At 53.3% G+C, this 23,702-nt stretch carries 22 protein-coding genes and 3 pseudogenes; 16 read left to right on the top strand and 9 right to left on the bottom strand.

Translation table 11 applies throughout. From position 1 onward, the window contains the following. Nucleotides 1-101 precede the first annotated feature (101 nt). Nucleotides 102-446, top strand: a complete 345-nt coding sequence (locus ACJ69_RS04445; protein WP_054829928.1) for a DUF488 domain-containing protein — start codon at nt 102-104, stop codon at nt 444-446. Here ACJ69_RS04445 and ACJ69_RS04440 read toward each other — a convergent pair. Further along, nucleotides 447-751: pseudogene (locus ACJ69_RS04440) on the bottom strand (hypothetical protein). It lies immediately after the preceding gene. 80 nt (nt 752-831) lie between these two features. Then, nucleotides 832-1,085, bottom strand: a pseudogene (locus tag ACJ69_RS04435) (putative hemolysin). Nucleotides 1,086-1,394: 309 nt separating this feature from the next. Between ACJ69_RS04435 and ACJ69_RS04430 the strand changes: the two are divergent. Beyond that, on the top strand, nt 1,395-2,423 hold the full coding sequence (locus ACJ69_RS04430) for a sensor domain-containing diguanylate cyclase (protein WP_059347808.1): 1,029 nt from the start codon (nt 1,395-1,397) through the stop codon (nt 2,421-2,423). A 45-nt stretch (nt 2,424-2,468) separates the two neighbouring features. Continuing rightward, nucleotides 2,469-2,567: a YoaK family small membrane protein gene (locus tag ACJ69_RS25130; protein ID WP_029739841.1), complete on the top strand. Its 99-nt coding sequence runs from the start codon at nt 2,469-2,471 to the stop codon at nt 2,565-2,567. Nucleotides 2,568-2,697: 130 nt separating this feature from the next. On the opposite strand, the gene ACJ69_RS04425 is transcribed toward ACJ69_RS25130, so the two are convergent. The 3 genes and pseudogenes from ACJ69_RS04425 to ACJ69_RS04415 form a co-directional block, all read right to left on the bottom strand. After that, a complete protein-coding gene (locus tag ACJ69_RS04425; RefSeq protein ID WP_006174788.1) occupies nt 2,698-2,946 on the bottom strand; it encodes a GlsB/YeaQ/YmgE family stress response membrane protein in 249 nt (82 codons plus the stop codon). 285 nt (nt 2,947-3,231) lie between these two features. After that, nucleotides 3,232-4,703: pseudogene (locus tag ACJ69_RS04420) on the bottom strand (sensor domain-containing diguanylate cyclase). Between the two features lie 125 nt (nt 4,704-4,828). After that, nucleotides 4,829-6,379: an EAL domain-containing protein gene (locus ACJ69_RS04415; protein ID WP_232248379.1), complete on the bottom strand. Its 1,551-nt coding sequence runs from the start codon at nt 6,377-6,379 to the stop codon at nt 4,829-4,831. Between the two features lie 205 nt (nt 6,380-6,584). On the opposite strand from ACJ69_RS04415, the gene ACJ69_RS04410 reads away from it, so the two are divergent. Then, a complete protein-coding gene (locus ACJ69_RS04410) occupies nt 6,585-8,084 on the top strand; it encodes an EAL domain-containing protein (RefSeq protein ID WP_059346509.1) in 1,500 nt (499 codons plus the stop codon). Nucleotides 8,085-8,374: 290 nt separating this feature from the next. On the opposite strand, the gene ACJ69_RS04405 is transcribed toward ACJ69_RS04410, so the two are convergent. From ACJ69_RS04405 to icd, 3 genes are all read right to left on the bottom strand, one after another. After that, a complete protein-coding gene (locus ACJ69_RS04405) occupies nt 8,375-8,620 on the bottom strand; it encodes a YmjA family protein (protein ID WP_029739845.1) in 246 nt (81 codons plus the stop codon). A 74-nt stretch (nt 8,621-8,694) separates the two neighbouring features. Further along, a complete protein-coding gene (locus ACJ69_RS04400) occupies nt 8,695-9,042 on the bottom strand; it encodes a DUF1304 domain-containing protein (RefSeq protein ID WP_047648078.1) in 348 nt (115 codons plus the stop codon). 77 nt (nt 9,043-9,119) lie between these two features. After that, the gene (gene icd / locus ACJ69_RS04395) at nt 9,120-10,370 is read right to left on the bottom strand and encodes an NADP-dependent isocitrate dehydrogenase (RefSeq protein ID WP_032657958.1); all 1,251 of its coding nucleotides are present in this window, start codon (nt 10,368-10,370) and stop codon (nt 9,120-9,122) included. A 117-nt stretch (nt 10,371-10,487) separates the two neighbouring features. On the opposite strand from icd, the gene rluE reads away from it, so the two are divergent. The 8 genes from rluE (at nt 10,488) to ACJ69_RS04355 (ending at nt 18,296) form a co-directional block, all read left to right on the top strand. Then, the gene (gene rluE / locus ACJ69_RS04390; protein WP_023311239.1) at nt 10,488-11,141 is read left to right on the top strand and encodes a 23S rRNA pseudouridine(2457) synthase RluE; all 654 of its coding nucleotides are present in this window, start codon (nt 10,488-10,490) and stop codon (nt 11,139-11,141) included. 9 nt (nt 11,142-11,150) lie between these two features. Continuing rightward, complete coding sequence (locus tag ACJ69_RS04385) at nt 11,151-11,624, top strand: NUDIX hydrolase (RefSeq protein ID WP_054829927.1); 474 nt, start codon at nt 11,151-11,153, stop codon at nt 11,622-11,624. A 40-nt stretch (nt 11,625-11,664) separates the two neighbouring features. Then, nucleotides 11,665-12,777: a tRNA 2-thiouridine(34) synthase MnmA gene (mnmA, locus tag ACJ69_RS04380; protein WP_032657963.1), complete on the top strand. Its 1,113-nt coding sequence runs from the start codon at nt 11,665-11,667 to the stop codon at nt 12,775-12,777. A 26-nt stretch (nt 12,778-12,803) separates the two neighbouring features. After that, on the top strand, nt 12,804-13,433 hold the full coding sequence (gene hflD, locus ACJ69_RS04375) for a high frequency lysogenization protein HflD (RefSeq protein WP_023311236.1): 630 nt from the start codon (nt 12,804-12,806) through the stop codon (nt 13,431-13,433). Nucleotides 13,434-13,452: 19 nt separating this feature from the next. Continuing rightward, nucleotides 13,453-14,823 (top strand): adenylosuccinate lyase, encoded by a 1,371-nt coding sequence (purB, locus tag ACJ69_RS04370; protein WP_008500757.1) that lies wholly within the window; start codon nt 13,453-13,455, stop codon nt 14,821-14,823. Nucleotides 14,824-14,946: 123 nt separating this feature from the next. Further along, nucleotides 14,947-15,618 carry a two-component system response regulator PhoP gene (gene phoP / locus ACJ69_RS04365; protein WP_028019015.1) on the top strand — a complete coding sequence of 224 codons (672 nt, stop codon included), beginning with the start codon at nt 14,947-14,949 and terminating at the stop codon, nt 15,616-15,618. Then, the gene (gene phoQ / locus ACJ69_RS04360; protein WP_029739851.1) at nt 15,619-17,082 is read left to right on the top strand and encodes a two-component system sensor histidine kinase PhoQ; all 1,464 of its coding nucleotides are present in this window, start codon (nt 15,619-15,621) and stop codon (nt 17,080-17,082) included. It abuts the gene before it with no gap. Nucleotides 17,083-17,174: 92 nt separating this feature from the next. After that, on the top strand, nt 17,175-18,296 hold the full coding sequence (locus ACJ69_RS04355) for a ribosomal protein uL16 3-hydroxylase (RefSeq protein WP_059346507.1): 1,122 nt from the start codon (nt 17,175-17,177) through the stop codon (nt 18,294-18,296). Between the two features lie 91 nt (nt 18,297-18,387). Here ACJ69_RS04355 and pepT read toward each other — a convergent pair whose 3' ends face one another. Then, nucleotides 18,388-19,611, bottom strand: a complete 1,224-nt coding sequence (pepT, locus tag ACJ69_RS04350) for a peptidase T (protein ID WP_059346505.1) — start codon at nt 19,609-19,611, stop codon at nt 18,388-18,390. A gap of 237 nt (nt 19,612-19,848) precedes the next feature. Here pepT and potA point away from each other — a divergent pair, with 237 nt between their 5' ends. Genes potA through potD form a run of 4 tightly spaced genes read left to right on the top strand, consistent with a single transcriptional unit; the run spans nt 19,849 to nt 23,657 of the window. Then, nucleotides 19,849-20,997, top strand: coding sequence for a spermidine/putrescine ABC transporter ATP-binding protein PotA (potA, locus tag ACJ69_RS04340; protein WP_176600594.1), 1,149 nt, complete (start codon nt 19,849-19,851; stop codon nt 20,995-20,997). Beyond that, the gene (gene potB / locus ACJ69_RS04335) at nt 20,981-21,838 is read left to right on the top strand and encodes a spermidine/putrescine ABC transporter permease PotB (protein ID WP_054829926.1); all 858 of its coding nucleotides are present in this window, start codon (nt 20,981-20,983) and stop codon (nt 21,836-21,838) included. The genes potA and potB overlap by 17 nt, the downstream gene beginning before the upstream one ends. Continuing rightward, a complete protein-coding gene (gene potC / locus ACJ69_RS04330) occupies nt 21,835-22,626 on the top strand; it encodes a spermidine/putrescine ABC transporter permease PotC (RefSeq protein ID WP_059346500.1) in 792 nt (263 codons plus the stop codon). The genes potB and potC overlap by 4 nt, the downstream gene beginning before the upstream one ends. Continuing rightward, on the top strand, nt 22,623-23,657 hold the full coding sequence (potD, locus tag ACJ69_RS04325; RefSeq protein WP_059346498.1) for a spermidine/putrescine ABC transporter substrate-binding protein PotD: 1,035 nt from the start codon (nt 22,623-22,625) through the stop codon (nt 23,655-23,657). Before potC ends, potD begins: the two co-directional genes overlap by 4 nt. Nucleotides 23,658-23,702: the final 45 nt, after the last annotated feature.

Genomic DNA, 23,702 nt, shown 5'->3' with positions numbered 1-23,702 from the left:
GAAAGGTTCCTTATGCCAGAGTATTATCAGATAACATAAGGAACCTCAGACTACCGATCTTCTGCAATTATCACAATACCTTAAATTGGGAGGGTGGAATTATGATTCAATGCAAACGCGTATACGAGCAGGCTGGCCCGGACGACGGCTATCGGGTGCTGGTGGACAAGCTGTGGCCGCGCGGGATTAAAAAAACGGACCTTGCCTATGATGAATGGTGTAAAGCACTCACGCCCTCGAATGAATTACGTGAGGCCTTTCATAGCGAAACCATTGATTTTGCCGCCTTCAGTAAGGCCTATAGGGAAGAGCTGGCGCAGCATGCTGACGAGGGAATGCGTCTTGCGACGCTGGCGAACAGGCAGACTGTCACCCTGCTCTTTGCTGCCAAAGACACAAAGCAGAATCACGCCCTGGTATTAGCCGACTGGCTGCGCCATCTTTGATCAGCCGATCGCCAGCTCGTCAAGCATTTGCGGCGCTTCATCGGGGTGAGCGGCATCAGATGTTCGGCGCGGACAAAGGCAAAGCCGTGCTGATTGTCAAAGGCGTAAACATCGCCAGTCACCAGCCAAAGCGCGCGATCGGCGGTAGCGGGTAATTGCGTCATTACGCCGTTGACCGGGTTAACGAAACGCAGGCCGGGCTGACACAGGCCAAACAGCTCAACAGATTTACCAATATTGCGACGGCCTGACGCCGTGCGGGCACCGATGATCATCGCCATGCTGCCCGGTTTAAGCTGAAACATACTTCTCTCACGGTAACGGTAGCCAGGGGCTGGCTAAGAATAATCCTAAAGAGAAGTGTATCGCAGGCAATATACGTCTGTCACCTGGTGGGTTGCGGATGATCGCGACGGTAGAGCGTCCATTCATCAATCACTTCGCCCCCGGTAGTTTGCACTCCGTGCGTACGCCCTGCGGGCTTTGAACCGGGATCTGTTCCCCGCCTTTCTCCAGGCAGTACACGGAGGCCGGGTTCGCCATACCGATAGCGTGCGGCGGTTTCGGCGCATCGGGTGGGGTTGTTTTCGCGGTGCAGGCTGCCAGGGGAAGCGCCAGCGCCAGAAGCAGAAATCTCATCTCATTGATCCTTGTGACATCATGACAGTCTAAGGGTAACGGGTCATCGCCGCTTTCTCCATGATTTCTCCATTTTAACTGCACTTTTCAACACTATAGTGTCGCATGTTCTCGATATGACCAGAGAACATCATTCCGTAATCAAGATGTCTTTGCCCCGGTCTCAACAACGGGGCCTTTTTTCTCTGCTGCTGCCCCCTCCCTGCATATATTAAATTTTTTATATTCATGTTTTACTATGCCAGAAGTCTAAAAACTCAGCATAACATGCAGATGCAGACGTCTTCTGCCTGGGAGTCATTCTACGTCATGTCGGATATTATCCTTGCCCGTGTTTCAGAAACCCTCGCCACTGAACAATCCCTTGAAGGTCTCGTTCGTCAGCTGCTGGAGATGCTGGAGATTGTGACTGACATGGAGTCGACTTACCTCACCAAGGTAGATATCGAAGCCCGACTGCAGCATATCCTCTACGCCCGCAACAGCAAGCAGATGACAATCCCTGAGGGGCTGAGCGTCCCGTGGGATGAAACACTGTGTAAGCGCGCGCTGGATAGCGACACCGTATTCAGCAACGACGTTCCCGAACGCTGGCCGGAGTGCGAGGCGGCGAAAGCGCTCGGCATTACGACCTACATGAGTATTCCTGTCCATCTTGCGGATGGTTCTCTTTACGGAACGCTCTGTGCCACCAGCACGGCCAGAAAGCCGCTTAGTGAGCGCGGTGAACAGGTTCTGAAGTTATTCGCCGGGCTGATTGCCCAGTCCATTCAGAAAGAGTCGCTGGTAACCCAGCTTCGCGAAGCCAATGCGGCCCTCATCGCCCACTCTTACACGGATGCCCTTACCGGTTTACCCAACCGTCGCGCCATTTTTGAAGATCTGACCACGCTGTTTTCCCTGGCGCGGCACCTTAAACGTAACACCGTCATCGCGTTCATCGATCTGGATGATTTCAAGCTGATTAACGATCGCTACGGACACGAGGCTGGCGACCAGTTCCTGATTGAAGTGGGCAAGCGTCTGACGGAAGAAAAACGGCAGGACGATATCATTGGCCGGCTGGGCGGCGATGAGTTTCTGGTCGCGTCATTGAGCACATCCCACAGCGAAGGAGATAACGCGCAGGTCACTCTGGTCAAAACGCGCCTCAGCGCCTGTATTGCCGGTGAATACTGGCTGGGTAGCGTCAACCTCATTTACCCCGGGGCCAGCGTCGGCGTTATCGAAGTGGACCCTCGGGTAACCGATCCGGACAGCGCATTACGCGACGCGGATGTCGCGATGTATCAGGATAAGAAAGGAAAAAGCAAAACACGCTTTCTCACTATGGATTAACCCCGTACACTCTACGGCGTTACAAGAACCGAAACAGGTGATGATATGAGAATAGGGATCCTCTTCCCGGTCGTTATTTTTATAACGGCGGTGATTTTTTTAGCATGGTTTTTTGTCGGTGGTTACGCGGCGCCTGGGGCATAAATGAGAAAAACGACCCTCATTATGCTGATCGTTGCCATCGCGGCGTTTGCCGGCGCGCAGCTTGGCTGGTGGTAAACCTACCACGTAAAAAAGGCCGCCATCTGACAGCCTTTTTTAACGCTTTTAAGCCTTAGCTTTTGATTTTTCTGTAGATAAACAGAACAACCAGCGCACCGATGACCGCGACGGCAAAGCTGCCGAAGTTAAAGCCATCGACTTTGCCAAAACCGAACAGCGTACTGATCCAGCCGCCGACTACCGCGCCGATAATACCCAGTATTACGGTGACGATAAAACCACCGCCATCTTTGCCCGGCATAATCCACTTCGCCAGAATACCCGCAATAAGCCCAAAGATAATCCAGGATAAAATTCCCATAACTTTCCTCTCTGTATGGTTTTTGTCATTAAATCAACGACACAAAAAAGAATAGCACAGGATTTCAGAAAGGAAATTTGTGATAGGCATCACAATGAGAGAGTGCGCAATTATTCACCAACAAAAAGAGCCTGCCGCATAAACTGTGGGGTTGCATCTTTTGTTGAGAAAGATTATCTTTCTCAATACTGAATAGTTGAGCGTAACACTCAGGTATTCAGTACGACATTGCTCACATTGCTTCCAGTATTTTTTGCCCACTCCTGAGTGGGCTTTTTTTTCTGTTCATACCCCAACAAACGCGTACCGGTTACGTCCTGCGCGTTTTGCCTGGTAGAGCGCCTGGTCAGCGGCAATAATGATATTCTGTTGACTGCCCGCGATGTCGACCGCACGCGCGGTGGAAATCCCGACGCTTACCGTCACCCGTCCGAAGGGGCTAAAAGCATGCGCGATTTGCAGGGAAAACACGTTGCGAATAATCGTCTGCGCCAGTCGAAGCGCCTCCTGGATATCCGTATCAGGTAATATCAGCGCAAACTCCTCTCCGCCGTAGCGCGCCACAATCTGATTATCACGGGTAAGGCTCTCCCGGAGACTGTTCCCCAGCAGCGCCAGACACCGGTCCCCTTCCGGATGGCCGTAGTTATCGTTGTATTTTTTGAAGTAGTCCACGTCCACAATCAGTATCGAAATCGCTGCGTCATGTGCGGCACAAGTCGCGATTTCCGAGAGGATTTTTTCATCAAAGATGCGACGGTTGTACAGCCCGGTCAACGCATCCTCGGAAGCGATAATCTTCAGCGCCTTATTATCTCTGGTTTTTCTGGATAAGTCGGAATACAGGAAGTATGACGCGACGATAAGTATCGCAGTGAAAACGAAAATGAGTAGCGCCAGCTGAATGGCCTGCTTGCGCCACGGTGCGAGCGCTTCATCAATGCTGACGGCCACGGTGGTCACCAGCCCGTAGCGTCGGTTTTTCTCATAGGCGTAAATGCGTTCGATTTTATCAAACCGCGAAACGGAACTGGCTATCCCCGTATTTTGTACCTTTAGGTATTTCCTGAAGAGGGGTGAATCAGAAAAAATCGTGCCGACGTAGGTATTTTTAAAGGGGTGACGGACCAGCAGCACGCCGGATTGTGTCGTTAAGCCAATGACGCCCAGGTGACCAATATTAATCTGCCCGTAAAGCGCGAGAAAATTCTCGATACCCAGCGTCACCACCACGACACCGTTAAATGCCCCGGTGTGGGTTTCAAGGCGACGACTAATGGTAATGACCCATTTGCCATTGGTTCTGCTTACCACGGGCTCACCAATAAAAATCTGCTGATTTTTATTTTCCTTGTGATAGATAAAAAATGACCTGTCCGATCCTTTGCGTGGGCCTGTAAAAGTTTCGTGCAACGCGGTAAAGATATCGCCCTGAGCGTCGTAAACAACCACATTATTAATCTGGGTAAGAAGATTATCCTGATTATTTATCATCCGCTGAATATTGGTCGCCTGTTGCGGCGTCATGCCATAAATTCGATTATGTCGGAAACGGTAGTAATTAACATTTCGCTTTGGCGCATGATCCCCTCGGTGTAGACATCAAGGGTATGGCTCAGGTTAGCAACGCTGGTATTAATTTGCTTAATTGACTGCTGTCTGGACGTGGCAATTTGGACGGCAAGCGACAGCGAGATGATCAATGAGACAATGATGACGGTAATGGTTGTTGTGTAAAAAGTATTTTTCACATGCACGAGCTTTTCCACCTTATCACGCCTGACATCCCTGGCTGACAACTCTTGTCACTGTAACAAAGCTCGGGATAAGAGGAAAATGAATTGCACTTAAGCATACAACAGAAGCTCGTCTTTATTTCGTTTTACAAACTAACGGTCTCCCTGGGTTTAGATAAAATGACTTTAATAAAATCGATATAGGAGACGGGCTTACCAAAATAATATCCCTGTAACAGGGTTATCTCATTACGGTTGAGATACTCCAGTTGCTCTTTTGTTTCTACACCTTCAGCTACAATGCGCAAAGAGAGTTTTTTCGCCAGGTCAATGACGCAGTCCAGCAGGATCGTTGAGTCCTTTTCCTCTGAAACCCGGTTCACAAAGCTTTTATCAATTTTAATATAATCAATGGCCAGCGCATTAAGGCATGACAGCCCGGAATAACCCGTACCAAAATCATCCAGGGCAATGACAAAGCCGGCGTTATGCAGCATGTTAAGGTTTTCCACGAGGTGAGGATTATCGATCAGCGGTTCACGCTCGGTCACCTCGAGAACCAGTTTGACCTCTTTACCCTGAAACCCTTTCCCGAAGACGCGGCAGTCACCGATAAATGAAGGCGCATTAATATGTCTGGCGCTGATGTTTACCCCGATATGAAACCCGTCCGGTAGCTTAGGCAAAAGCGGCTTAAGCTGGGTCACAACTTTTGCCATCAACCCTTTGGTCAGCGGTATAATCAACCCGCTACGTTCGGCAATCGGAATAAAGACATCCGGCGGGATAAAGCCTGACTTTGGATGCTTCCATCTTGCCAGGACCTCAACGCCGTATAACCCGCCGGTATCGCCGTTCACGATCGGCTGGTAATAAGGCACGATCTCCCCCTGCAAAATGGCCTTACGTAAGTCGTCTTCAAATGAGGTACTTTTCCCCTTGTATCGGCGGATCAAAATGCCCACCGCCACCGATAGCGTAAGAATAAGCAGTATCAGGCTCCATCCCTGTTGCAAAAGCCGCGTCAGGCTGAAAAAGGCAGGAGGTTGCCAGGCGATGCTAAAGGGAAATTGCGATGATGCCGTAAGCGCCCCCTTCCAGGAGGCCGCTTTCCAGCCCCTCACGGCACCGTTGCGAACAAGCATACTTTCGCCGACAACCAGCCCCAGATCCATGCTGTTCGATGCGCTTGCAATGACGTCCTGCAAATGCGCGTCACTGATGCTGACGATGACGCGCCCTCCCGCGATGGGCATCTGAAAGACAAGCACCGGAATGCCGTTCACCAGCCCACTGCCGGGTAACAGCATCAATTTTTCGGCAGGTAACGTCTCAGGATGAATAATCAACACGCCATTCCCCGGAAGGGAAGTACAGATGATTTTACCCTGCAGCTCGATCATGATGGCGCGCAGATGCGGTTTTAGCGCTGCCTCTGTCCCCAGCGCCAGCTGTCCGCTACTGGTACACCCTTCGGCCGCAACGCGCTTTGCCGTGCTGGCCGCACTGACTGCTTCAGCCAGAATGTTTTCTATTTTTTGGGTGCTGGCCGTGGCGGTATGACTATTACTCAGCTTCGCCATCTGCCATAGCTGCCAGTTAATAATCAAAATGCCGCTCAGAAAAAGAAACAGAGCGCTAAGAATAGGGATCATCACGTTGCGCACGATGTTTTCCTTAATAGAAAAATCAAGCATGGATGTTCTGGTAGAAGAGCCTGTGCTAACCCGGTATTGCTTATAACAATGAAAATAGCTTAGCTGAGAATTGTCTTAAAAAACTGATACTTTCGTATGAGTTCATCTGCCGGTATTTACTCACATGACGTGACTATCAGGCTTGTTCCTTGCCCTGGCTGTGTTAAGATTTGTGAAATCAGGGAGCGGACTGGATATCTGGAAAATGAAAAAGCTCATTGCCGTTGCTATTGTTTCAACGCTTCTGGTCTTCCTGTCTCTTTATGCGGTCAATGCTGTAATCATCGGTCAGCAGAAGAGCAAACAGCTTGAAATATCCCGTACCCTTTTACATTATTCAGAAGACGTGTCCCAAAGCGTGGCGCTGGGTCTCAAAAGCATCACGGCGCAGGGATGTGACAAAACCAGCCTCGATCGCTACAGACAAATTAAGCTTAATAATCTTTATTTTGCCGATATCGGCTTTATTGATAAGGGAAAAATTGTCTGTACCGCTTTTTGGGGAAAACTCGCGACGCCCGTTGCACTTCCTGCAGAACTGCATAAAACGCTGAGGGGCTTTCTCCTGGCCCAGTTCTCGAGAAAAGACTTTTTCACGGGCAATGCGGCAATTTATAATAATATTATTATCTTCACCTCCCGCTATGCCTACGATAAATTCACCCCGGTTACCGCAAGCTATTCGCTCAGCGCTACCACCAAAGACTTCGGCAGAGTCTTTTTTTCGGCCGCCACGGAGCTAAATCAGCAGAGCTGGCTGCATTCGACGTTGTTTACCCTGACTCTGACACAGTGCAGCACCTTCTGGGACCTGTGCGTCATAGTGAAACACCACGACGCCGGGCTGGCCTCGCTACCTCCGTTTATCTTTGCGCTTCTCGCGGTCATTCTCTGTTTTATCTGGATTGCGATAACGTTATTTATCTTCCGTATCTATGAAGACCGTTTTTCTCTGGAACGTACGCTGATAAAAGCCGTCATCACGAATACCATCAGCGTTAACTATCAGCCCATTATTCGCATTCACGATCAAAAAATCGTGGGCGTCGAAGTTCTGTCGAGATGGCGCGATCAAAAGCACGGGGACGTCTCTCCGGAGCTGTTTATCCCATTAATTAAGAAGATCGGCCTGTATAAAAAATATTACAGTAATATTATCGAAAAATCCCTTTCCGAAATTGCCCCTCTGGCGATAAAACACCAGCTGATAGTCTCAATAAACGTTGGGCACAAGGAAATTGAAGATGGACAGTTCATTACTATTTTGCGTCGTGCGTGTTTTGCCAATCACCTTCCTCTTTCCCTGATAAAGGTCGAACTCTCTGAGAAAGCCGTTTCCACGGCAGATATCCTCGAGGGATTCTGTCAGGAGCTGAAATCGCTCGGCGTTAAAATATCAATAGATGATTTTGGCGTGCAAAACTCGAATCTCGCCCGCCTGTCGCTGCTTGAATATGATGAAATCAAAATCGATAAGTCGCTGGTGGACGGCATCAGCGAGCATTATAAGCAAAACATCTTTGTAATCTTCAGCGATGCCCTTGCAAGATTGAATAAAACGCTTGTTTTCGAGGGCGTGGAAAATGAAATTCAATATCGCTTTATTGCAAGCAGATATCCCGATGCGCTGATTCAGGGATGGTATTTTTCAAAAGCACTCACCCGAAGCGAGCTGGCGAAGCGACTCACCGGGGTTGCACCGTAACCCGAAGCCTTGCGCGTCCGTTTTTTTCCAGTCGGGCATTTCTATTTTTTACGCAAAAACATATAGTCGTCACATTCAGACGGTAGATTACCCTGAAGCACACTCATATTTTGGTTAAAAATGTGAAATTATCCTTACTATTACCAGTGGTACTCTTTTGTCTGACCGTTATTTTCGCGCTGTTTATCGACGCCCCCGCGTCGCATATTCTGCGGAAAAAATGCATGTGGTCCGATAGCGTGATGCTGAGCTGTATCGCAAAGCATCAGCATAACGGTTTTTGAAGCAGACTATTCATTTCCCCACTGATTGAGGAAGTTCGCAATATCATCGATGCGACCCGCACGGATCCCGGCCTCAGTGGCCATCTCCTGCTGGGCTTCCTCGCTAATCTCCTCATTATTCGATAAACGGGTGAGCAGCAGCTGGAAATAATGTGCCAGCGCGTCGCGCTCTGACTCAGCGACCGGCTCAGCGGCTTCCGTCGCGTACTCATCGGCAATGTCATAATATTTCAGTGGGATATCGTTATTCATAACTGTCTCGTCGCTAATCTTTACGGGTAAAGCCATCAGTATATCGGACGCCTTATCTCAACCAAAGCATTGCTTCAGATGAGTAACGCAAGCAGCGCTGCGAGAGCGGGCGCGGCCTGTACATACAAAATTTTTCGGCTGGCGGTGGCTGCGCCAAAGAGCCCTGCGAGCAATACGCAGGTCAGGAAGAAGATGGCCACCTGAATCCCCTTTTCGCCAAGCCAGAGGCTCCAGAGCAGACCAGCCGCCAGAAAACCGTTATACAACCCCTGGTTTGCGGCCAGCACGCGGGTGTCGCGCGCAAAATCAGGACGCAGATTAAAGGCCTTGTGGCCCGTTTTCGTATCCCACAGGAACATTTCCAGCACAAGAATGTAGAGATGGATGAATGCAACGACAGCGATAAGGACAGTGGCTAACATCGTGTTGTCTCCCACAGGCAGAGGCAAAAAAAACGGGAACCATCAGGCCCCCGCTCTTGTTTAACCCAGAATCTGGATTACATGTTCGCGATAATCGCGTCGCCAAACTCTGAGCATTTCAGCAGTTTAGCGCCTTCCATCAGACGTTCGAAATCGTAAGTTACGGTTTTCGCGTTGATCGCGCCTTCCATACCTTTAACGATCAGGTCTGCGGCTTCGAACCATTCCATGTGGCGCAGCATCATCTCTGCTGACAGGATGATAGAGCCTGGGTTCACTTTGTCCTGACCCGCGTATTTTGGTGCAGTACCGTGGGTCGCTTCGAACAGGGCGCACTCGTCACCGATGTTCGCGCCAGGGGCGATACCGATACCGCCAACCTGTGCTGCCAGGGCGTCAGAGATGTAGTCACCGTTCAGGTTCATACAGGCAATCACGTCGTATTCTGCAGGACGCAGCAGGATCTGCTGCAGGAACGCATCGGCGATCACATCTTTAATGATGATCTCTTTGCCGGTGTTCGGGTTCTTGATCTTCTGCCATGGGCCACCGTCGATCAGCTCACCGCCGAACTCTTCTTTCGCCAACTGGTAGCCCCAGTCTTTGAACGCGCCTTCGGTGAACTTCATGATGTTGCCTTTGTGAACCAGGGTCACAGAGTCACGGTCGTTGGTGATCGCGTATTCGATGGCCGCACGCACCAGACGTTTAGTACCGTCTTCAGAGCACGGCTTGATGCCGATACCGCAATGCTCAGGGAAGCGAATTTTCTTCACGCCCATCTCTTCGCGCAGGAATTTAATCACTTTTTCTGCGTCAGCAGAGTCCGCTTTCCATTCGATACCCGCGTAGATGTCTTCTGAGTTTTCGCGGAAGATAACCATATCGGTCAGTTCAGGGTGCTTAACCGGGCTTGGGGTGCCCTGATAGTAACGAACCGGACGCAGACACACGTACAGGTCCAGCTCCTGACGCAGTGCCACGTTCAGGGAACGGATACCGCCGCCAACTGGCGTCGTCAGTGGGCCTTTAATAGCAACGCGGTAGTCGCGGATCAGGTCCAGCGTTTCTGCTGGCAGCCAGACGTCCTGGCCATAAACTTGAGTAGATTTCTCACCGGTGTAAATTTCCATCCAGGAAATTTTACGCTCGCCTTTGTAGGCTTTCTCAACAGCGGCATCAACCACTTTCAGCATCGCCGGGGTAACGTCTACACCGATACCGTCACCTTCAATGAACGGGATAATCGGATTGTGAGGAACGTTAATCTTGCCGTTTTGCAGGGTGATCTTTTTACCTTCCGCCGGAACAACTACTTTGCTTTCCATTAACCTCTCCTTCGAGCGCTTCTGGTTGTTACTGATCTTATGTTAATAAATTGTAATGAGCCCTTCGATAGTACCTGATTGTCCTGCGCCATGAAAGGTCTTCGTTATTAGGCTATAATGCGGCAATTGATAACGCCTGAAAATACCATGAAGAAAACTTCTTTTACAAAACACCGGGTTGAGCGATTCAGCTCGCGACAAGCCGCCAGAAGACCGCAGGAAACCCAGCCGAAGCGGGTTATTTTGTTCAATAAACCCTATGATGTTTTGCCGCAGTTTACCGATGAAGCCGGGCGCAGCACGCTGAAGGACTATATTCCTGTTCAGGGGGTCTACGCGGCCGGGCGCCTGGACCGCGACAGCGAAGGCCTTCTGGTCTTAACCAACGACGGCGCGTTGCAGGCGAAGCTCACGCAGCCCGGAAAACGCACCGGTAAAATTTACTTCGTACAGGTGGAAGGCGAGCCGGATGACGCGACGCTGGCAGCGCTACGCAGCGGCGTGACGTTGAACGACGGCCCCACCCTGCCTGCAGGTATTGAACGCGTGAATGAACCGGAGTGGCTGTGGCCGCGCAACCCGCCGATTCGCGAACGCAAATCCATTCCGACAAGCTGGCTCAAAATTACCCTTTATGAAGGCCGCAACCGGCAGGTTCGACGCATGACCGCACACGTCGGCTTCCCTACCCTGCGTCTGATTCGCTACGCCATGGGCAGCTACACCCTGGAAACGCTGGCAAACGGCGAATGGCGCGACGTCACCCCTTAAGGAGTCACTATGTTTAAACCTCATGTCACGGTTGCCTGCGTGGTCCACGCCAGGGGTAAATTCCTTGTTGTCGAAGAGAGCATTAACGGCAAAGCGCTGTGGAACCAGCCTGCCGGACACCTTGAAGCTAATGAAACCCTGCTGCAGGCAGCAAAACGCGAGCTATGGGAAGAGACCGGCATTCACGCTGAGCCTCAGCACTTCATCCGCATGCATCAGTGGATCGCACCTGACCACACGCCCTTCCTGCGTTTTTTATTCGCCGTTGAGCTTAGCGAAACGTGCGCCACAGAGCCGCAGGATGACGATATCGACCGCTGTCTGTGGGTCACTGCCGACGAGATCCTGAACGCGCCAAACCTGCGCTCGCCGCTGGTTGCGGAAAGCATTCGCTGCTGGCAGTCAGGCGCACGTCTGCCGCTGGATGTCATCGGCGCATTTAACTGGCCGTTTACAGAGGGTGTCAACGGTGGGGGGGCGTGATAGAATACGCCGCCTTGAAGTTCAATGTCGTGAGTATTCCATGTCAGATAACAGCCAGAAAAAAGTGATCGTCGGCATGTCCGGCGGTGTCGATTCCTCCGTTTCCGCCTACCTGTTACAGCAACAGGGCTATAAGGTGGAGGGCCTGTTCATGAAGAACTGGGAGGAAGATGATGGCGAGGAATACTGCACCGCCGCAGCGGATCTCGCCGACGCGCAGGCCGTATGCGATAAGCTCGGCATTGAGCTGCACACCGTTAACTTTGCCGCAGAATACTGGGACAACGTTTTTGAACTCTTCCTCGAAGAGTACAAAGCGGGCCGCACGCCGAACCCGGATATTCTGTGCAACAAAGAGATCAAATTTAAGGCCTTCCTGGAATTCGCCGCGGAAGATCTGGGCGCTGACTACATCGCGACCGGTCACTACGTGCGTCGCGCAGATGTGAATGGCAAAAGCCAGCTGCTGCGCGGTCTGGACGGCAACAAAGATCAAAGCTACTTCCTCTATACGCTGAGCCACGAGCAAATCGCCCAGAGCCTGTTCCCGGTCGGCGAGCTGGAAAAGCCGCAGGTGCGTAAAATCGCCGAAGAGCTGGACCTGATCACCGCGAAGAAAAAAGACTCTACCGGCATCTGCTTCATCGGCGAGCGCAAATTCCGCGATTTCCTGGGGCGTTACCTGCCTGCTCAGCCGGGTAAAATTGTCACCGTCGACGGGGAAGAGATTGGCCAGCATCAGGGGCTGATGTACCACACGCTCGGCCAGCGTAAAGGCCTGGGTATTGGCGGGACCAAAGAAGGTAGCGAAGATCCATGGTATGTTGTCGACAAAGACGTCGAAAACAATATTCTGGTTGTTGCCCAGGGTCACGATCATCCGCGTCTGATGTCCGTTGGCCTTATTGCACAGCAGCTGCACTGGGTCGATCGTGAGCCGCTGAAAGGCACGCTGCGCTGCACGGTGAAAACACGCTACCGTCAGACCGATATTCCTTGCACCATTACCGCGCTCGATGACGATCGCATTGACGTGCGTTTCGACGAGCCGGTCGCCGCCGTCACCCCGGGTCAGTCTGCTGTCTTCTACAGCGGCGAAATCTGTCTGGGCGGCGGGATCATTGAACAGCGCCTGCCGCTGCCTGCTGTTTAATACGATTCACACATAAAGGAGACCGTGTGGCGAAGAACTACTATGACATCACCCTGGCGCTGGCGGGAATTTGCCAGTCAGCCCGTCTGGTGCAACAGCTGGCGCATCAGGGTCACTGCGACGCAGATGCCCTGCACGTTTCACTGAACAGCGTTATCGATCTCAACCCCGGCTCGACACTGGGCGTGTTCGGCGGCAGTGAAACCAATCTTCGTCTCGGTCTTGAAACCCTGCTCGGCGTGCTTAACGCCAGCAGCCGTCAGGGATTAAACGCGGAGCTGACCCGCTACACGTTAAGCCTGATGGTGCTGGAACGTAAGCTGAACGCCGCAAAAGGCGCAATGAATACGCTGGGCGATCGCATTGCCGGGCTGCAGCGTCAGCTCGATCATTTTGACCTGCAGTCGGAAACGCTGCTGAGCGCAATGGCGGGGATTTATGTCGACGTCATCAGCCCGCTGGGTCCGCGTATTCAGGTCACCGGATCCCCTGCCGTGCTGCAAAGTCCGCAGGTACAGGCAAAAGTGCGCGCGTCCCTGCTGGCAGGGATCCGCGCCGCCGTGCTGTGGCACCAGGTTGGCGGTGGCCGCCTGCAGTTAATGTTTTCTCGTAATCGCCTGACCACTCAGGCAAAACAAATTCTTGCTCATTGTTAACCTCCCGGAGTTGCGAATTATGGAATTATCCTCACTGACCGCCGTATCCCCTGTCGATGGACGCTACGGCGATAAAGTCAGCGCGCTGCGCGGGATCTTCAGCGAATATGGTTTGCTGAAGTTCCGTGTTCAGGTTGAAGTACGCTGGCTGCAAAAGCTGGCCGCCCAGGCAGCAATCAAGGAAGTTCCTGCTTTTGACGAAAAGGCAAACGATTACCTTGATAAAATCGTTGCCGAGTTCAGCGAACAAGACGCCGCGCGCATTAAAACCATTGAACGCACCACCAACCACGACGTGAAAGCGGTTGAGTACTTCCTGAAAGAGAAAGTGGAAAGCGTCCCTGCCCTGCACGCCGTGTCTGAGTTCATTCACTTCGCCTGTACCTCTGAAGACATCAACAACCTGTCTCATGCGCTGATGCTCTCCACCGCGCGCAAAGAAGTCGTGCTGCCTTACTGGCGTAAAATCATCGACGCGGTAAAAGCGCTGTCCGTGGAATACCGCGACATTCCGCTGCTCTCCCGTACCCACGGTCAGCCAGCCACCCCATCCACGATGGGTAAAGAGATGGCGAACGTCGCGTACCGTATGGAGCGCCAGTACCGTCAGCTGGAGCAGGTTGAGATCCTCGGCAAAATCAACGGCGCGGTCGGTAACTATAACGCCCACATCGCCGCTTATCCGGAAGTTGACTGGCACCAGTTCAGCGAAGAGTTCGTGACCTCTCTGGGCATTCAGTGGAACCCGTACACCACCCAGATTGAGCCGCACGACTATATCGCCGAACTGTTTGACTGCATCGCGCGCTTCAACACCATCCTGATCGACTTCGATCGTGACGTGTGGGGCTACATCGCCCTGAACCACTTCAAGCAGAAAACCATCGCCGGTGAAATCGGCTCTTCCACCATGCCGCACAAAGTAAACCCAATCGACTTCGAAAACTCCGAAGGTAACCTGGGCCTTGCGAACGCCGTGCTGCAGCATATGGCGAGCAAACTGCCGGTATCCCGCTGGCAGCGCGACCTGACCGACTCCACCGTACTGCGTAACCTGGGCGTGGGCATTGGCTACGCGCTGATCGCGTACCAGTCCACCCTGAAAGGCGTGAGCAAACTGGAAGTGAACCGTGACCGTCTGCTGGACGAGCTGGACCACAACTGGGAAGTGCTGGCGGAGCCAATCCAGACCGTTATGCGCCGTTACGGTATCGAAAAACCGTACGAGAAGCTGAAAGAGCTGACCCGCGGCAAACGCGTTGACGCCGAAGGCATGAAGCAGTTTATCGACGGTCTGGCGCTGCCGGAAGAAGAGAAAACGCGCCTGAAGGCGATGACCCCGGCGAACTACATTGGTCGCGCCATCACCATGGTCGACGAGCTGAAGTAACGCCCCTCTCCCCCTTTTCGCCCGAAAAGGGGGATGCTTTTCCCCGGTTTACTCAATGTTTATCCCCACAACAACATAATCAGCGTTAAACTATTCATACCAATTATTTAGGGAGAAGAGATGATGCGCGTACTGGTTGTTGAGGATAACGCATTGCTACGCCATCACCTGAAGGTTCAGCTTCAGGAGATGGGACATCAGGTGGACGATGCTGAAGATGCAAAAGAAGCCGATTATTATCTCAATGAACACCTGCCGGATATCGCCATTGTCGATTTAGGGTTGCCTGACGAAGACGGTCTGTCGTTAATTCGCCGCTGGCGCAGCCACGATGTCTCCCTGCCGGTTCTGGTTCTGACCGCCCGTGAAGGCTGGCAGGATAAGGTCGAAGTGCTCAGCGCGGGTGCCGACGATTACGTCACCAAGCCGTTTCATATTGAAGAGGTGGCGGCGCGCATGCAGGCGCTGTTACGCCGCAACAGCGGGCTGGCTTCACAGGTTATTTCCATCCCGCCATTCCAGGTCGATCTCTCCCGCCGGGAATTAGCGATCAATGATGAAGTGATTAAGCTCACCGCCTTCGAATACACCATCATGGAAACGCTGATCCGTAACAATGGCAAAGTGGTGAGCAAAGATTCATTAATGCTCCAGCTTTACCCTGATGCTGAACTGCGCGAGAGCCATACCATTGACGTGCTGATGGGACGCTTGCGTAAGAAAATTCAGGCGCAGTATCCGCAGGATGTGATTACCACCGTCCGTGGCCAGGGCTACCTGTTCGAATTACGCTAAATGAGACGGATTTTGCGCCACATTCTGCCCCTCTCGCTGCGGGTTCGTTTCTTACTGGCAACAGCCGCCGTCGTGCTGGTGCTGTCGCTCTCCTACGGCATGGTGGCCCTGGTGGGCTACAGCGTCAGCTTTGATAAAACCACCTTTCGACTGTTGCGCGGCGAAAGCAATCTGTTTTATACCCTGGCGAAGTGGGAAAACAACCGAATCACCGTCGAAATGCCGGAAAACCTCAACCAGCAGAGTCCAACGCTGGCCCTGATTTATAATGAAAAAGGGAAATTACTGTGGGCGCAGCGTGATATCCCCTGGCTGGTTAAAAGCATTCGTCCGGACTGGCTCAAAACCAACGGGTTTCATGAAATTGAAGCCGATCTCAACACCACCAGCTCGCTGATCCGTGAAGATCGCTCCCTGCAGCAAAAGCTGAACGAGATCCGCGCCGACAACGCCGAAACGGAGATGACGCACTCCGTCGCGATTAACCTCTATCCGGCGACGCTGAACATGCCGCAGCTGACCATCGTGGTGATCGACACCATTCCGGTCGAGCTGAAGCGTTCTTATATGGTCTGGAGCTGGTTCATCTACGTTCTGGCTGCGAATCTCCTGCTGGTGATCCCGCTGCTGTGGGTAGCGGCGTGGTGGAGCTTGCGCCCCATTGAGTCACTGGCGAAAGAGGTTCGTGAGCTGGAAGAACATCATCGCGAGAAGCTGAACCCGGAAACCACCCGTGAGCTCACCAGCCTGGTGCGTAACCTCAACCGCCTGCTGAAAAGTGAACGCGAACGCTACGATAAATACCGTACCACCCTTACCGACCTGACCCACAGCCTGAAAACACCGCTGGCCGTCATGCAAAGTACCCTGCGTTCAATGCGCAGTTCGAAGCTGAGCGTCGATGATGCCGAGCCGGTGATGCTGGAACAGATCAGCCGTATTTCCCAGCAAATTGGCTATTACCTGCACCGCGCCAGTATGCGTTCGGGAAGCGCGCTTCTGAGCCGCGAGCTGCACCCGGTAGCCCCGCTTCTGGATAACCTCACGTCCGCCCTCAACAAGGTGTATCAGCGTAAAGGGGTGAACATCAGCCTCGATATCTCGCCAGAGATAAGCTTTGTGGGTGAAAAAAATGATTTCATGGAAGTGATGGGTAACCTGCTGGATAACGCCTGCAAATACTGTCTGGAGTTCGTGGAAGTGTCAGCGCGCCAGACGGAAACAGAACTGCATATTATCGTTGAGGATGATGGCCCGGGGATCCCGCGCAATAAGCGTGACGTGGTGTTCGATCGCGGTCAGCGCGCCGATACGCTACGTCCTGGCCAGGGCGTAGGATTGGCCGTCGCCCGTGAGATTGTTGACCAGTACGACGGGAAAATAGAAACCAGTGAAAGCCTGCTGGGCGGCGCCAGAATGGAGGTTATTTTTGGGCGCCAGCAGCCCACATTGAACGATAGTTAACCCGTTATGTGAAAAATGCGAGGATCTCGCAGCCGGGGGGCTGAGCTTCCGTTATAATCCGAGTCAGTAAGAGCCTGCGGAATAAAAAAATTATGGATTATCACTTAACGCTTAACTGGCCCGAGTTTATTGAACGCTACTGGCAAAAACGCCCGGTGGTTCTGAAACGCGGATTCAGCAATTTTGTCGACCCTATCTCGCCTGACGAGCTGGCCGGTCTGGCCATGGAAAACGAAGTCGACAGCCGTCTGGTGAGCCACCAGGACGGGAAATGGCAGGTTAGCCACGGTCCTTTCGAAAGCTACGATCACCTCGGTGAAAACAACTGGTCGCTGCTGGTGCAGGCGGTCAACCACTGGCATGAGCCCACTGCCGCATTAATGCGCCCGTTCCGCACCCTGCCCGACTGGCGCATGGACGATCTGATGATCTCTTTCTCCGTGCCGGGCGGCGGCGTAGGCCCACATCTTGACCAGTACGACGTGTTCATCATTCAGGGTACGGGCCGCCGCCGCTGGCGCGTGGGTGAAAAAGTGCCGATGAAGCAGCACTGCCCGCATCCTGACCTGCTTCAGGTTGACCCGTTTGAAGGGATTATCGACGAAGAGCTGGAGCCGGGTGATATTCTCTACATTCCGCCGGGATTCCCTCACGAAGGCTACTCCCTTGAAAACTCACTCAACTACTCCGTAGGGTTCCGCGCGCCGAGCGGTCGCGAGATGATCAGCGGATTTGCCGACTATGTTCTGCAGCGCGAGCTGGGCAGCTATCGTTACAGCGATCCTGATGTGCCTGCGCGCGAGCATCCGGCGGATATTGTGCCAGAAGAACTCGATAAGCTGCGCGGGATGATGCTGGATTTGATCAACGAGCCGGAGCATTTCAAACAGTGGTTTGGTGAGTTTATCAGCCAGTCTCGTCATGAGCTGGACGTTGCGCCACCGGAGCCGCCGTACCAGGCTGACGAGATTTATGATGCGCTTCAACAGGGCGACAAGCTGACGCGTCTGGGCGGGTTGCGCGTGCTGCGCATTGGTGAAGAGGTGTTCGTCAACGGCGAGAAGCTGGACTCTCCGCACCGTCCGGCGCTGGAAGCCATTGCCAGCCATCTGGTGCTCACTGCCGACACCTTTGGCGATGCGCTGGAAGATCCTTCCTTCCTCGCGATGCTGGCCGCACTGGTCAACAGCGGGTACTGGTTCTTTGAGGACTGAGTCGCCTTAATGCCCGGTGGCGCTTCGCTTACCGGGCCAACAATCCGAACGTAGGCCGGGTAAGGCGCAGCCGCCACCCGGCTTAAAGCAGCTACCGCTTCGCGGTCAACTCCGCTATCCGCACTATCACCTTCACCGCTTTTTCCATCCCTTCCAGCGTCACAAACTCATGCTTTCCATGGTAGTTGTAGCCACCGGTAAACAGGTTCGGGCACGGCAGCCCCATAAACGACAGCTGAGAACCGTCGGTGCCGCCGCGAATCGGCTTCAGCTGCGGTTCGATATCGCAGTCGCGCATCGCCTGCTGGGCGATATCGAGAATATGCGGATGCGCCATCACCTTCTCGCGCATGTTGTAATAGCTGTCTTCAATGATCAGCTCAATATAGCAATCAGGGTGTAATCCTTTACCGACCTTCTTGGCGATCTCCATCATCTTACGCTTGCGCGCCTCAAAGGCTTTGCGGTCGAAATCGCGGATGATGTAGTGCATCTGCGCGCTGTCCACGGTGCCTTTGATGCTGGTCAGGTGATAGAACCCTTCATATCCTTCGGTCTGTTCAGGGCTCTCTTCCGCCGGGACTTCCGCATGGATTCGTGACGCCAGCGACAGCGCGTTCACCATAACGCCTTTCGCCGAACCGGGGTGAACGTTGTTGCCGACAATTTTGATGGTGACGGACGCGGCATTGAAGTTTTCATACTCCAGTTCACCGACGCCGCTGCCGTCGACGGTATAGGCCCACTGCGCATTGAAGGCCTCTACGTCGAAATGTTTTGCGCCCTTGCCCACCTCTTCATCCGGCGTAAAGGCCACGCGGATATCCCCGTGCGGGATGTTTTTGCCCTTCAGCACCGCCAGCGCCGTCATGATCTCCGCAATGCCCGCCTTGTCATCCGCCCCCAGCAGCGTTTTACCGTCGGTGGTAATCAGCGTCTGGCCCAGCAGCTGGTGCAGCACCGGGAACATCACGGGCGAGAGCACTTCGTCGCCAATACCCAGCGCAATGTCACCGCCGCGGTAGTTTTCCACAATCTGCGGGTTCACATGTTTACCGCTAAAATCCGGAGAGGTGTCGACATGGGAGATAAAGCCAATTGCCGGAATATCACCCTGGACATTCGCCGGCAGCGTTGCCATCACAGTGCCTTTTTCGCTTAACGTGACGTTGACCAGCCCCATGGCGTCAAGCTGCTCTTTAAGCAGGTTTAATAACTTCCACTGGCCTTCGGTGCTCGGCACCTGGCGAACACCCGGCTTAGATTGGGTATCCAGCGAAACGTACTGTAAAAAACGCTCAAGTAATTTATCCATGCAGTCACCCTCACTTTTTGTGACAACATTATCAATAAGCATCAAAACGCAAATATTGCGTCAGGTCACTTTTATCCCGCAAACGAGAATATTTTCCGTTTATATCGTTATGCGTTAATAAATGTAGCTTATGAATCAGTGACAAGGATTGGCGATCGCAGGGGATTGCCGTAGAATGTCCGCCCTCATTACGAGTCACCAAGGTGGTTACACACAAACCCCGCTTCAGTCTGCTGCCTGAGGCGTCTATATGGGACAGCGCAAAAATTGAATACACAATCCCGTTCACGTTCACCGCTGGTGCAACTGGAACGAATTCGTAAAAGTTTTGATGGTAAAGACGTTATTTCCGACCTCACTCTGACCATCAATGACGGTGAGTTTCTGACGCTGCTTGGCCCCTCTGGCTGCGGCAAAACAACCGTACTGCGCCTTATCGCCGGGCTGGAAAGCGTCGATAACGGCCATATCCATCTTGAGAACCAGGACATCACCCGGGTTCCCGCCGAAGATCGCCACGTCAATACCGTCTTTCAGAGCTATGCCCTGTTCCCGCACATGACCGTGTTTGAAAACGTGGCGTTTGGCCTGCGGATGCAAAAAACCCCGGCGAACGAGATCGAACCGCGCGTCACCGACGCCCTGCGCATGGTGCAGCTTGAGACGTTTGCCCAGCGTAAACCCCATCAGCTTTCCGGCGGCCAGCAGCAGCGCGTGGCCATCGCCCGCGCCGTGGTCAACAAGCCGCGTCTGCTCCTGCTGGATGAATCCCTCTCCGCGCTGGATTACAAGCTGCGCAAGCAGATGCAGAACGAGCTTAAAGCCCTGCAGCGCAAGCTCGGCATTACCTTTGTCTTCGTCACCCACGATCAGGAAGAGGCCCTGACCATGTCCGACCGCATCGTGGTGATGCGCGACGGCAAAATCGAGCAGGACGGCACGCCGCGCGAAATCTACGAAGAGCCGAAGAATCTGTTTGTCGCCAGCTTCATTGGCGAGATCAATATTTTCGACGCCACGGTGATTGAGCGTCTGGACGACCAGCGCGTGCGCGCCAGCGTCGAAGGACGCGAGTGCAATATCACGGTGACTTTCCCCGTCGAAAAGGGACAAAAGCTCAACGTTCTGCTGCGCCCGGAAGATCTGCGCGTTGATGAAATTCACGGCAATACCGAGGCCGAAGGGTTAATCGGCTATATCCGCGAGCGCAACTACAAAGGGATGACGCTGGAGTCCGTTGTCGAACTGGAGAACGGCAAGATGGTGATGGTCAGCGAATTCTTTAACGAAGACGACCCTGACTTCGACCACTCTCTCGACCAGAAAATGGTTATCAACTGGGTAGAAAGCTGGGAGGTTGTGCTGGCTGATGAAGAACACAAGTAAATTCCAGAATGTGGTGATTGCCACGATCGTCGGTTGGCTTGTGCTGTTTGTCTTTTTGCCCAACCTGATGATCGTTGCCACCAGCTTTCTGACCCGCGACGACGCTAGCTTCGTTTCGCTGGTCTTTACGCTGGACAACTACGCGCGCCTGCTCGATCCGCTCTATTTTGACGTGCTGCTGCACTCGCTCAATATGGCGCTAATTGCTACCCTCGCCTGTCTGGTGCTGGGTTATCCCTTCGCATGGTTCCTCGCGGGCCTGCCGCAAAAGGTGCGGCCCCTGCTGCTGTTTTTACTGATTGTTCCCTTCTGGACCAACTCGTTAATCCGCATCTACGGGCTGAAGATCTTCCTCAGCACTAAAGGCTATCTCAACGAGTTTCTGCTGTGGCTGGGAGTGATTGATACGCCGATCCGCATCATGTTTACCCCGAGCGCGGTGATTGTCGGCCTGGTCTATATCCTGCTGCCGTTTATGGTGATGCCGCTCTACTCCAGCATCGAGAAGCTGGATAAACCGCTGCTGGAGGCGGCAAAAGATCTGGGCGCTAACAAGCTGCAGACCTTCATCCGCATTATTATCCCGCGGACCATGCCCGGCATTATTGCGGGCTGTCTGCTGGTAATGCTCCCGGCGATGGGCTTGTTCTACGTATCGGATCTGATGGGCGGCGCGAAAAACCTGCTGATCGGTAACGTCATCAAGAGCCAGTTCCTCAACATCCGCGACTGGCCGTTCGGATCCGCGACCAGCATTACGCTGACAGTGGTCATGGGCCTGATGCTGCTGGTCTACTGGCGCGCCTCACGCTTGCTGAATAAGAAGGTGGAACTCGAATGATCGGTCGACTGCTTCGCGGCGGTTTTATGACCGTCATTTATGCCTATCTCTATATCCCGATCGTTATTTTGATCGTGAACTCGTTTAACAGCTCCCGCTTCGGGATTAACTGGCAGGGCTTTACCACCAGCTGGTACAGCCTGCTGATGAACAATGACAGCCTGCTGCAGGCCGCTCAGCACTCGCTGACGATGGCGATCTTCTCCGCCACCTTCGCGACGCTAATTGGCTCGCTCACCGCCGTGGCGCTGTACCGCTATCGCTTTCGCGGCAAACCGTTTGTCAGCGGCATGCTGTTTGTGGTGATGATGTCGCCGGACATCGTAATGGCCATTTCGCTGCTGGTGCTGTTTATGCTGCTGGGCGTACAGCTTGGCTTCTGGTCGCTGCTGTTCTCGCACATCACCTTCTGCCTGCCGTTTGTGGTGGTGACCGTCTTCGCGCGCCTGAAAGGGTTCGACGTGCGCATGCTGGAGGCGGCGAAAGATCTGGGTGCCAGCGAGATGATCATCCTGCGCAAAATCATCCTGCCGCTGGCGATGCCTGCCGTGGCGGCCGGATGGCTGCTTAGCTTCACCCTGTCGATGGATGACGTGGTCGTGTCCTCCTTCGTCACCGGTCCGAGCTATGAAATTCTGCCGTTGAAGATCTATTCAATGGTGAAAGTCGGCGTCTCACCGGAGGTGAACGCGCTGGCGACCATTCTGCTGGTGTTTTCGCTGGTTCTGGTGATCGCCAGCCAGGTTATTGCTCGTGATAAAACAAAATCTCAGGGGACAATGAAATGAAAAAAATGCTCGCCGCTGCGGCGCTGGTGCTTGGCATGGGTGCCGCGCACGCTGATGACAGCAAAACGCTCTACTTCTACAACTGGACCGAATACGTGCCGCCGGGCCTGCTGGAACAGTTCACAAAGGAGACGGGCATCAAGGTTATCTACTCGACCTACGAGTCGAATGAAACCATGTACGCCAAGCTGAAAACCTACAAAGACGGCGCGTACGATCTGGTCGTTCCTTCCACCTACTTTGTCGACAAAATGCGCAAAGAGGGCATGATCCAGAAGATCGACAAAATGAAGCTAACCCATTTTTCAAACCTCGATCCTGAGATGCTCAACAAGCCGTTCGACCCAAATAACGACTACTCCATTCCATACATCTGGGGAGCAACCGCGATTGGCGTGAACAGCGAGGCCGTCGATCCGAAAACGGTGACAAGCTGGGCCGATCTCTGGAAACCGGAATACAAAGGGAGCCTGCTGTTAACCGACGACGCGCGTGAAGTGTTCCAGGTCGCGCTGCGCAAGCTGGGCTACTCGGGCAACACGACGGATCCCAAAGAGATCGAAGCGGCATATGCCGAGCTGAAGAAGCTGATGCCTAACGTGGCGGCGTTCAATTCTGATAATCCGGCAAACCCGTATATGGAAGGCGAAGTGAATCTGGGGATGGTGTGGAACGGCTCTGCGTATGTCGCCCGCCAGGCCGGGACGCCGCTTGAGGTGGTCTGGCCGAAAGAAGGCGGGATCTTCTGGATGGACAGCCTTGCGATCCCCGCCAACGCGAAAAACGTTGAAGGGGCACACAAGCTGATTAACTTCCTGCTGCGCCCGGACGTGGCGAAACAGGTTGCCGAGACGATTGGCTACCCGACGCCAAACCTCGCAGCACGCAGGCTGCTGAAGCCTGAGGTAGCTAACGATAAATCGCTCTATCCGGATGCCGAAACCATCAGCAAAGGTGAATGGCAGAACGATGTCGGTGACGCCAGCCGTCTCTACGAAGAGTATTATCAGAAATTAAAAGCGGGCCGGTAACGGTATCGCGTTCTTCCTCACGCCGCCCGTACGGCGTGAGGAAGG

This window comes from Enterobacter asburiae (assembly GCF_001521715.1).
Taxonomy (GTDB): Bacteria; Pseudomonadota; Gammaproteobacteria; order Enterobacterales; family Enterobacteriaceae; genus Enterobacter; species Enterobacter asburiae.
Note: the sequence above shows the minus strand (reverse complement) of the source record. Positions and strands in the feature narration are given on the sequence as shown.

What these genes read in the sequence shown, in the direction of transcription:
- ACJ69_RS04445 (WP_054829928.1), top strand. Translation starts at nt 102, where the DNA reads ATGATTCAATGCAAACGCGTATACGAGCAGGCTGGCCCGGACGACGGC.
- ACJ69_RS04430 (WP_059347808.1), top strand. Translation starts at nt 1,395, where the DNA reads ATGTCGGATATTATCCTTGCCCGTGTTTCAGAAACCCTCGCCACTGAA.
- ACJ69_RS25130 (WP_029739841.1), top strand. Translation starts at nt 2,469, where the DNA reads ATGAGAATAGGGATCCTCTTCCCGGTCGTTATTTTTATAACGGCGGTG.
- ACJ69_RS04425 (WP_006174788.1), bottom strand. Translation starts at nt 2,946, where the DNA reads ATGGGAATTTTATCCTGGATTATCTTTGGGCTTATTGCGGGTATTCTG.
- ACJ69_RS04415 (WP_232248379.1), bottom strand. Translation starts at nt 6,379, where the DNA reads ATGCTTGATTTTTCTATTAAGGAAAACATCGTGCGCAACGTGATGATC.
- ACJ69_RS04410 (WP_059346509.1), top strand. Translation starts at nt 6,585, where the DNA reads ATGAAAAAGCTCATTGCCGTTGCTATTGTTTCAACGCTTCTGGTCTTC.
- ACJ69_RS04405 (WP_029739845.1), bottom strand. Translation starts at nt 8,620, where the DNA reads ATGAATAACGATATCCCACTGAAATATTATGACATTGCCGATGAGTAC.
- ACJ69_RS04400 (WP_047648078.1), bottom strand. Translation starts at nt 9,042, where the DNA reads ATGTTAGCCACTGTCCTTATCGCTGTCGTTGCATTCATCCATCTCTAC.
- icd (WP_032657958.1), bottom strand. Translation starts at nt 10,370, where the DNA reads ATGGAAAGCAAAGTAGTTGTTCCGGCGGAAGGTAAAAAGATCACCCTG.
- rluE (WP_023311239.1), top strand. Translation starts at nt 10,488, where the DNA reads ATGCGGCAATTGATAACGCCTGAAAATACCATGAAGAAAACTTCTTTT.
- ACJ69_RS04385 (WP_054829927.1), top strand. Translation starts at nt 11,151, where the DNA reads ATGTTTAAACCTCATGTCACGGTTGCCTGCGTGGTCCACGCCAGGGGT.
- mnmA (WP_032657963.1), top strand. Translation starts at nt 11,665, where the DNA reads ATGTCAGATAACAGCCAGAAAAAAGTGATCGTCGGCATGTCCGGCGGT.
- purB (WP_008500757.1), top strand. Translation starts at nt 13,453, where the DNA reads ATGGAATTATCCTCACTGACCGCCGTATCCCCTGTCGATGGACGCTAC.
- phoP (WP_028019015.1), top strand. Translation starts at nt 14,947, where the DNA reads ATGCGCGTACTGGTTGTTGAGGATAACGCATTGCTACGCCATCACCTG.
- phoQ (WP_029739851.1), top strand. Translation starts at nt 15,619, where the DNA reads ATGAGACGGATTTTGCGCCACATTCTGCCCCTCTCGCTGCGGGTTCGT.
- ACJ69_RS04355 (WP_059346507.1), top strand. Translation starts at nt 17,175, where the DNA reads ATGGATTATCACTTAACGCTTAACTGGCCCGAGTTTATTGAACGCTAC.
- pepT (WP_059346505.1), bottom strand. Translation starts at nt 19,611, where the DNA reads ATGGATAAATTACTTGAGCGTTTTTTACAGTACGTTTCGCTGGATACC.
- potB (WP_054829926.1), top strand. Translation starts at nt 20,981, where the DNA reads ATGAAGAACACAAGTAAATTCCAGAATGTGGTGATTGCCACGATCGTC.
- potC (WP_059346500.1), top strand. Translation starts at nt 21,835, where the DNA reads ATGATCGGTCGACTGCTTCGCGGCGGTTTTATGACCGTCATTTATGCC.
- potD (WP_059346498.1), top strand. Translation starts at nt 22,623, where the DNA reads ATGAAAAAAATGCTCGCCGCTGCGGCGCTGGTGCTTGGCATGGGTGCC.